The sequence below is a fragment of the Butyrivibrio sp. genome, from assembly GCF_024699075.1.
Map to the genome: position 1 here is coordinate 1 of NZ_JAILQF010000477.1, position 7,596 is coordinate 7,596.

General features: G+C 38.0%; 6 protein-coding genes. All 6 read left to right on the forward strand.

Translation table 11 applies throughout. The features are described 5' to 3' along the window. Positions 1-82 precede the first annotated feature (82 nt). Positions 83-784 carry a LytR/AlgR family response regulator transcription factor gene (locus K6G87_RS19010; protein ID WP_296840819.1) on the forward strand — a complete coding sequence of 234 codons (702 nt, stop codon included), beginning with the start codon at positions 83-85 and terminating at the stop codon, positions 782-784. A gap of 86 nt (positions 785-870) precedes the next feature. Then, positions 871-1,533: a sensor histidine kinase gene (locus K6G87_RS19015; protein ID WP_296840821.1), complete on the forward strand. Its 663-nt coding sequence runs from the start codon at positions 871-873 to the stop codon at positions 1,531-1,533. A 209-nt stretch (positions 1,534-1,742) separates the two neighbouring features. Further along, positions 1,743-3,608, forward strand: a complete 1,866-nt coding sequence (locus K6G87_RS19020; RefSeq protein ID WP_296840824.1) for an ABC transporter ATP-binding protein — start codon at positions 1,743-1,745, stop codon at positions 3,606-3,608. Continuing rightward, positions 3,568-5,445, forward strand: coding sequence for an ABC transporter ATP-binding protein (locus K6G87_RS19025; RefSeq protein WP_296840827.1), 1,878 nt, complete (start codon positions 3,568-3,570; stop codon positions 5,443-5,445). Before K6G87_RS19020 ends, K6G87_RS19025 begins: the two co-directional genes overlap by 41 nt. Before the next feature lie 318 nt (positions 5,446-5,763). Next, positions 5,764-6,021: a WXG100 family type VII secretion target gene (locus K6G87_RS19030; RefSeq protein ID WP_296840830.1), complete on the forward strand. Its 258-nt coding sequence runs from the start codon at positions 5,764-5,766 to the stop codon at positions 6,019-6,021. 106 nt (positions 6,022-6,127) lie between these two features. Next, on the forward strand, positions 6,128-7,207 hold the full coding sequence (locus tag K6G87_RS19035) for a hypothetical protein (protein WP_296840833.1): 1,080 nt from the start codon (positions 6,128-6,130) through the stop codon (positions 7,205-7,207). Positions 7,208-7,596: the final 389 nt, after the last annotated feature.

Below are 7,596 nucleotides of genomic sequence, written 5' to 3' on the forward strand. Positions count from 1 at the left end.
AGCCATTTCGTATGTGCGAAGTGTGATAGGATTAATGTGAATAAGTGCGCTGACTTTTGTTTTTTTGTGATAGTATAACAGTATGAGTGATTATAAGATAGCAATCTGTGATGATACAGAAGTGGATAGAAATTATATAAATGATATTGTTTGTAATTGGGCACGTCAGTGTGGTCATAGTGTAGACGTATGCCTATTTGCGTCTGCAGAAGAGTTCCTGTTTGAGTATGAGGAAGATAAGAGCTACCAGATCCTTTTGCTGGATATCGAGATGGGCAAGATGGATGGAGTTACTATGGCTAAGAAGATCCGGCAGGCAAGTGACAGTGTCCAGATAGTGTTTATAACCGGCTATTCTGATTATATAGCTGAAGGATACGAGGTAGCGGCGCTGCATTATCTGATGAAGCCGGTCAAGGAGGATAAGCTGTTTGAAGTTCTTGACAGGGCTGTTAAGAAGATCTCAAAGGACGGGAAGGTGCTTATACTTGAATCAGGCGGCGAGATAGATATGGTTCCGATTTACAGGATTCGCTATGTTGATGTCAGGGCTAACTATATAACTGTTCATGCAGATAAGGATATTACGGTTAAAAAGACTCTTAGCGATGTGGAAAAAGAGCTTGATGACAGGTTTTTCAGGGTCGGAAGATCCTGTATTGTAAATCTGACCTGTATCAGCAGGGTTACCAAGACGGATATTTACTTTAATGATGGCGGATCTGTGCAGCTTCCGAGGGGGAGCTATGAGAAGGTTAATCGCGCGATCATTAATAACTCCTGAATCAGTAATATGTTTGATTTAGAATACTTACTAATTCAATTGCTGAAGATGACATCAATGAATCTGAGTACGAGTGGAATATCATTATGAATATTTTTACAAAAAAGATAGACAAAGAAATAGAAGTATACCAGCGTGAACTTGTAGAGACTCACTATAAAGAAGTCGATAACATGTACAGGAAAATGCGCGGTTGGAGGCATGACTACCGCAACCACATCCAGATGATGAAGGCTCTTGCGGCTAATAATGACATGGATGGGATAAGAGCGTATCTGGATCAGCTTGATACGGATCTTAATACTGTTGATACCGTTATAAAGACTGGTAATGCCATGGCTGATGCGATCCTTAACAGTAAGATATCTCTTGCACAGTCCAAGGATATAAATGTTCAGGTCGATGCTCACATTCCTGTTAAGCTCAAAATGTCAGAACTTGACCTTTGCTGTATCATAGGCAATCTTTTTGATAATGCGATAGAGGCGAGTTTAGAGCTCCCTGCCTCCGAGCGCATTATCCGTGTATATATGGACATGAAGGGCACTCAGCTCTATATTTCTTTTACCAACTTTACTGCAGGCAAGAAGCTCAAGAAGATCGGCAAACTCTTTAGCACCACCAAAGGTGAAGGCCACGGCTTTGGCCTTATCAGAATCGATGGAATCGTGGATAGGCTTGGAGGTTACCTTAGCAGGAACAGTGAAGATGGAGCCTTTACAACAGAGATCCTGATACCGCAGATGTAAGTAAAATACAAATTCATCCCCAGAATAAAGCAATTCATCCCCGAAGAAATTTGGGGATGTTTTTTATGCTATGATTACAATGTCAAAAGACATGTAGCGAATCAATCCGGAGAAAAAGCTGCGAAAACACAAAAATAGAATTAAAGAAAACAGAATCAAAAAGATTCGGACACCAAGAGATTAGCACAATAATAAATGGGGCGGTAATTATGGATAATAATACTGATAAAACGAAGGAAAACAAGAAAAAGCCAAAATATTCCATACTAAGCAATATTGTATTTATGATAAATAGAGCCTGGAATGGCCATAAGATAGTACTTTTCTTTTGTCTTGCAACAGCGCTTACTACATTTGGTAAAAACGTTATCCAAATGCTCGTAGCGCCAATGATCTTACAGGTTGTAGAAGAGGACGGAAGCTTTTCGCAGTTTGTGATAAGGGTGGCAGTATTTACACTTCTTATGATCTTCTTTGGCGGATTGCTTGAGTATCTAAACGCAAACAGTGAGTTTGGCAGAATCGGCACAAGGGTTGGTATTGTTGTAGAGTTGGAAAAGAAACGCTGCACTACTTCATATCCAAACCTTTATGATACCAAATTCATAGAGTTTTCTGAAAAGGCTTATGAAGCTATTGGTGGCAATAGTTCTGCTACTGAAGCTATTTGGGGAACACTGGAAGGGCTTATTGCAAACAGTCTTGGATTTGTTTTTTATCTGATACTGATATCTGGTCTTGATGTAAGGATAGCAGCTATTGTTACGGTGCTCACAATAATAGGATTTGTTGTTAATGCCAAGATTTCCAACTACAGCTACAAGCATAAGGAAGAAAAAGCGGAGATCGTTAACAAGCTGTTCTATTGTAATAATGTACTTAAGGATAGAAATTATGCAAAGGAGATCAAACTGTTTGGAGTAGCGAACTGGGCAGGTGATCTTTGGGAAAAGAATATGAAGCTTTTGGCAGTTTTTATCAATAAAAATCAAAAGCGTCTTTTCCTTGGAAATCTATTGGATGTGGTACTTACCTTTTTGAAAAATGCAGTTGCATATTATGTACTGATATTCATGACAATAAGCGGAAAGATTACGTTGTCAGAGTTTCTCCTATATTCTGCGGCCGTTACAGGATATTCGGAGTGGGTTGGAGGAATCCTTAATCAACTTCTGGAGCTTCATAAGCAGAGCATAGATCTTTCTATCTTACGCGAATTCATCGATTGGGAAGAACCCTTTAGATTTGAAGGGGGAAAGAAGGTACCTGAGGCTCCGTATGTTTTTGAATTAAGAAATGTTACTTATCGCTATCCTGAAGCTGATAAAGATACTATCAAAAATATGAACCTTAAGATTGAACCCAAGGAAAAGATAGCGATTGTAGGACTTAACGGTGCAGGAAAGACAACACTCATAAAGCTTCTTTCAGGATTCCTTGATCCGACTGATGGACAGGTACTTCTTAATGGAATTGATATAAGAGAGTTTAACAGGCAGGAGTATTACGATATTTTCTCGGCAGTATTCCAGGAGTTTTCGGTTATTCCTGCTTCAATTAAAGAGAATGTCACTCAGACAATTTCTGATCACGATGAAGCTAAACTTAATCAAAGTCTTGAAAAAGCAGGTCTTATAGATAAGATTAATACCTTTTCCAAAGGTATAGAGTCTCAGATAACAAGAAATGTATTTGAAGATGGATTGGAACTGTCAGGCGGCGAAACGCAAAGACTAATGCTTGCAAGAGTTCTTTACAAAGATTCTCCGATCATCCTTCTTGATGAACCGACAGCTGCGCTTGATCCAATAGCAGAGAACAATATATACCTTCGCTATAACGAGATGACGGAAGGTAAGCAGTCTATTTTCATATCACATAGGCTTGCTTCAACGAGATTCTGCGATAGGATCCTATACTTAGAGGATGGACAGATCAAAGAAGAGGGAACTCACGAACAGCTGATGGCTAAAGACGGAAAATACGCAGAAATATATGGTGTTCAGAGTAAATATTATAAAGAGGATGGAGACAATGAAGGATCAGATTTCGATGAAGACAGCGTTATCGCGTGAATTTAAGGCTTTAAAAATCTGGAGCAGGTATTCAAAGGGTATGATAACACTGATCATAATATCAAAGCTCTTTTCAAAATTTTCTATTTATGTACCAATTGCTCTTACAGCAAGATTTATAAATATGATAGCAGCATCAGAGCCTGCAGAAGATATATCAAAAATGGTGCTTATAACACTCTTGATAACAGCAGGGCTTTCTGTAATATCTTCGTTACTGGCAAGACTTTTGGAAAAGCATAGAAATTATAATATACTATGGCAAATTGTCGAGAAAATTCTTGCAGACAAAAAGTCAAGTATGGACTATGTCGATGTTGACAGTCAAAAGATTGCAGATATGCAGGCGCAGATAGAGCAGAACATGAACTGGTCATCCTGGGGGCTGCTCCGTTCAATATACTGCTTGGAAAATCTACTTGATTCTGTACTTTCAATTATCTGCTGTCTTGCTTTATCAGTTAGTATGTTTGTACTTCCTGTTACAAAAGGCAAATTTACTATTCTTAATAATCCGCTGATTGCTGCTTTGATAGTAGTACTTATGGTAGTTAATGCAACACTTTCCGGATACTTTTTTAGCTTCAGGCAGAAGGCATGGTCTGATTATTCGGATGAAGCAAGACTTGGAAACAGAAGATTTTCAGCCTATGGATGGTTTTCTCACGACCGTTCAAGGGCAGCAGATATAAGACTTTACAGACAGGATAAGATTACAACAAGTTATATGAGCAGCGGTGATATATTTACAGAAAAGTCTTCACTTGCTGAAAAGTTTATAGGTAAGGTAGGCATTCTTTCATCCCTCTCTGTTGTTTTTCAGAATATAATGGCCGGTATCATATACTTTTTTGTATGTGCCAAGGCATGGGCAGGAGCTTTTCCGATAGGCTCTGCTACTCAGTATATTGCAGCTGTTACAGGCGTTTTCTATGGAATAAATGGACTTATATCTCAGATTGAAGAATTAAAGAGTAACGGTAAGTTCCTAGAGGATACTTTTGAATTCTTAAGTCTGCCCAACAATATGTATCAGGGAAGCCTCACAACTGAAAAAAGGCGTGACAACAAATATGAGATTGAGTTCAGAGATGTATCCTTCAAGTATCCGGGTAGTGATGACTATGCTCTTAGAAATGTAAATCTTAAGTTTACTGTTGGTGAAAAGCTTGCTATCGTTGGTATGAACGGATCCGGCAAGACAACTTTTATTAAGCTTCTATGCAGACTTTATGATCCTACAGAAGGTACGATCTTCCTTAATGGAATTGATATCAGGAAGTACCGCTATGATGAGTACATGAATATCTTTTCTATAGTTTTCCAGGATTTCAAATTGTTTGCAATGCCGCTTGGTGAGAACGTTGCAACAAGCCATTCATATGATGAAGCTAAAGTTATGAAATGCCTGAGGGAAGCAGGCTTTGATGACAGATTTGATAAGATGCCCAAAGGCCTTAAGACACATCTTTACAAGGATCTGGATAAAGAAGGCGTTGATGTTTCAGGCGGCGAAGCCCAGAAGATCGCTATTGCAAGAGCTCTTTACAAGGATGCACCATTCATCATCCTCGATGAGCCGACTGCAGCTCTTGATCCTGTTGCAGAAGCAGAGATATATGAGAGATTCAACGACATGGTGGATGACAGAACAGCAGTATACATAAGCCACAGGCTCTCGTCCTGTAAGTTCTGCGATGAGATAGCAGTGTTCCATGAAGGAAAAGTTATCCAAAAAGGAACTCATCAGGATCTTCTCAAAGACGAATCCGGCAAGTACTACGAACTTTGGAACGCTCAGGCTCAGTACTATACAGACGAGAAGGCAGTGTCATGATGGGGAAGCTGCAACTTCATATTTTTAAAAGGGCATAGGTATCACGTATTCCTGAGGCTGGCAATTATCCGAAAGGTGATGTGACTCATAGTAGAAGTATTGAACTGGTAAACGGATGCGTTTATCAGTTCTTTTTAATTTTATCTATTAGTATTAATCAGTTCTAATTTTGTGTGTTAGTGTTAATCATTTTGTCATTCATCGCATAAAAATGTCGTTTCGTCGGAAAATGAAGAAATAAAATTAAGAGCTATGTACAATAATGTGGGGAGTTTTGTGCTCTTTCATTTTTCAACATATCATTTTTAAGGAGACAGCATGAGTAAGATCAAAATGAACCTCGACATGCTCGAGGAAGTAAGAAAGCAACATGAGATTGCGATGAACACAACAGAAGACATTATTAACAAAGGAAGGGGAGATCTCAATTCTCTGACAGAAGAAGTCTGGGAGGGTGAAGATGGAGATATGGCAAGAGAATTGCTTGACGACCTTCTTAACAACAAGATGGCACAGACCTGGAGAGAACTTGATACAATTCATGAATCTATCAAGAAAGCACAGAATAGCTGGTGATATTGTCTTTCCAGAGTATTCTTTTGTTGCGGAGCAAGATGGTAATGACAGTGAAGGATCAAAAGATAATACGTGGACAGTCAGTGCAGAATGATTAGGAGAGCTTATGAAAAGACTTATTACATATATTTTTGTACTTGGGATTATTATAACTGCTTGTGGAAGAAAAGAAATAGACTATTCCAATAATGAAAAAACAGAAGAATGCGATAATCAGAATAATTCTTTAGTTGAAAACTTATCAAGTGAGAGTATTGGAGATTCTGATGATGCTTCTATCGACAACACTTTTGAAACAGATGATAATACCTCTACACAACAAGAAAGCAATAATATCAAATCAATAGATTTAGATACAAAAGATAATGAATTTTCAAAAGCTATTAGCGAAGATCTGGCAGAGGGATGTAGCAGAGCAAGCTTCATTGTGGATCTGGATGCTGATGGTAATAATGAAGCTTTTGTCGTTGAAGGTTACGAAGAAGATCCTGGGATTCCGGATTATGATGATTCTTTTGAATATTGGTATGTGAATAAGATTTGTTTTGTAGACGAAGAATACAATACTACTTTGTTGGAAGATTATGAAGGCAGTTATATAGCAACATCGCAAGAACTTGCTGAAGGTGATTCGCAAAGCTTTATAAGCATAAATGGGTACATCGGCGTTGATGGAATTGGATGCGTGTATTCTGTTTCTGAAGATAGCATCAAGAATTGTACTCCGAAGCTCAATATTTATGGACAGAAGAAGTTTATAAGCGATACTGAAATTGTTTGGTACGAAGAGGCCTATAGATCCTTTTTTGACTATGAAGAAGGAAGCACTCTTTCGGATTTGAACGGAAGCGGAAGATGCCAATTACTATATCATCTGTATTTACGCGACGGTGAGTTTTATTTATACGATGCAAAAGAAGTAACTATTGATGAAGTAAAAGAAAAAGCTCCAATAGATATTCCAGAAGAAATAGATATATCTACAGCTCAGTTTATCCTTAGGGACAATAATGAGCTGGACATAAATTATTATGAAAAAGACAAATATGGTTATGAATTCCATTGTGCGATTTATTTCTTGTCAGAGGATAAAGGCGCATGGAATCTAAAAGAGACAATTCCGGGATATATGGATGTGAATCTAAATGAGAATAACTGGTCAGTGTTGTATGAAGAAATGAATTAAACACTATTGGCAGGGGCGTGCTAGTATAGGACTATATGTAATTGAAATATGTTTTGATACAGAAGTAGTAGAACCGTACTATTATGTGTATATTGTCGATATAGATAACCATAACATAGAGGAAGACAAATCTAATCCTCAAGATCCTTATAATTTAGCGAGAGCTGCGCTTGAAGCAGAAGGAAAAATGCTATAACGATGGATGAATTACAGATACTTCAGGATGAGAAGCGTCAGGAAATAGGTTTTGACGACAAACTGTACTATTATGGAGATGAACTTAAACTAGACGAAGAATAAAAAAAGATTTTTCATATATTTTTGGATGAAGATCTTAATTATTTCAGCTAGAGGATTAGGCAATTAGACTATGAGAAAAAAGATACTAT

What these genes read in the sequence shown, in the direction of transcription:
- K6G87_RS19015 (WP_296840821.1), top strand. Translation starts at nt 871, where the DNA reads ATGAATATTTTTACAAAAAAGATAGACAAAGAAATAGAAGTATACCAG.
- K6G87_RS19035 (WP_296840833.1), top strand. Translation starts at nt 6,128, where the DNA reads ATGAAAAGACTTATTACATATATTTTTGTACTTGGGATTATTATAACT.
- K6G87_RS19030 (WP_296840830.1), top strand. Translation starts at nt 5,764, where the DNA reads ATGAGTAAGATCAAAATGAACCTCGACATGCTCGAGGAAGTAAGAAAG.
- K6G87_RS19025 (WP_296840827.1), top strand. Translation starts at nt 3,568, where the DNA reads ATGAAGGATCAGATTTCGATGAAGACAGCGTTATCGCGTGAATTTAAG.
- K6G87_RS19020 (WP_296840824.1), top strand. Translation starts at nt 1,743, where the DNA reads ATGGATAATAATACTGATAAAACGAAGGAAAACAAGAAAAAGCCAAAA.
- K6G87_RS19010 (WP_296840819.1), top strand. Translation starts at nt 83, where the DNA reads ATGAGTGATTATAAGATAGCAATCTGTGATGATACAGAAGTGGATAGA.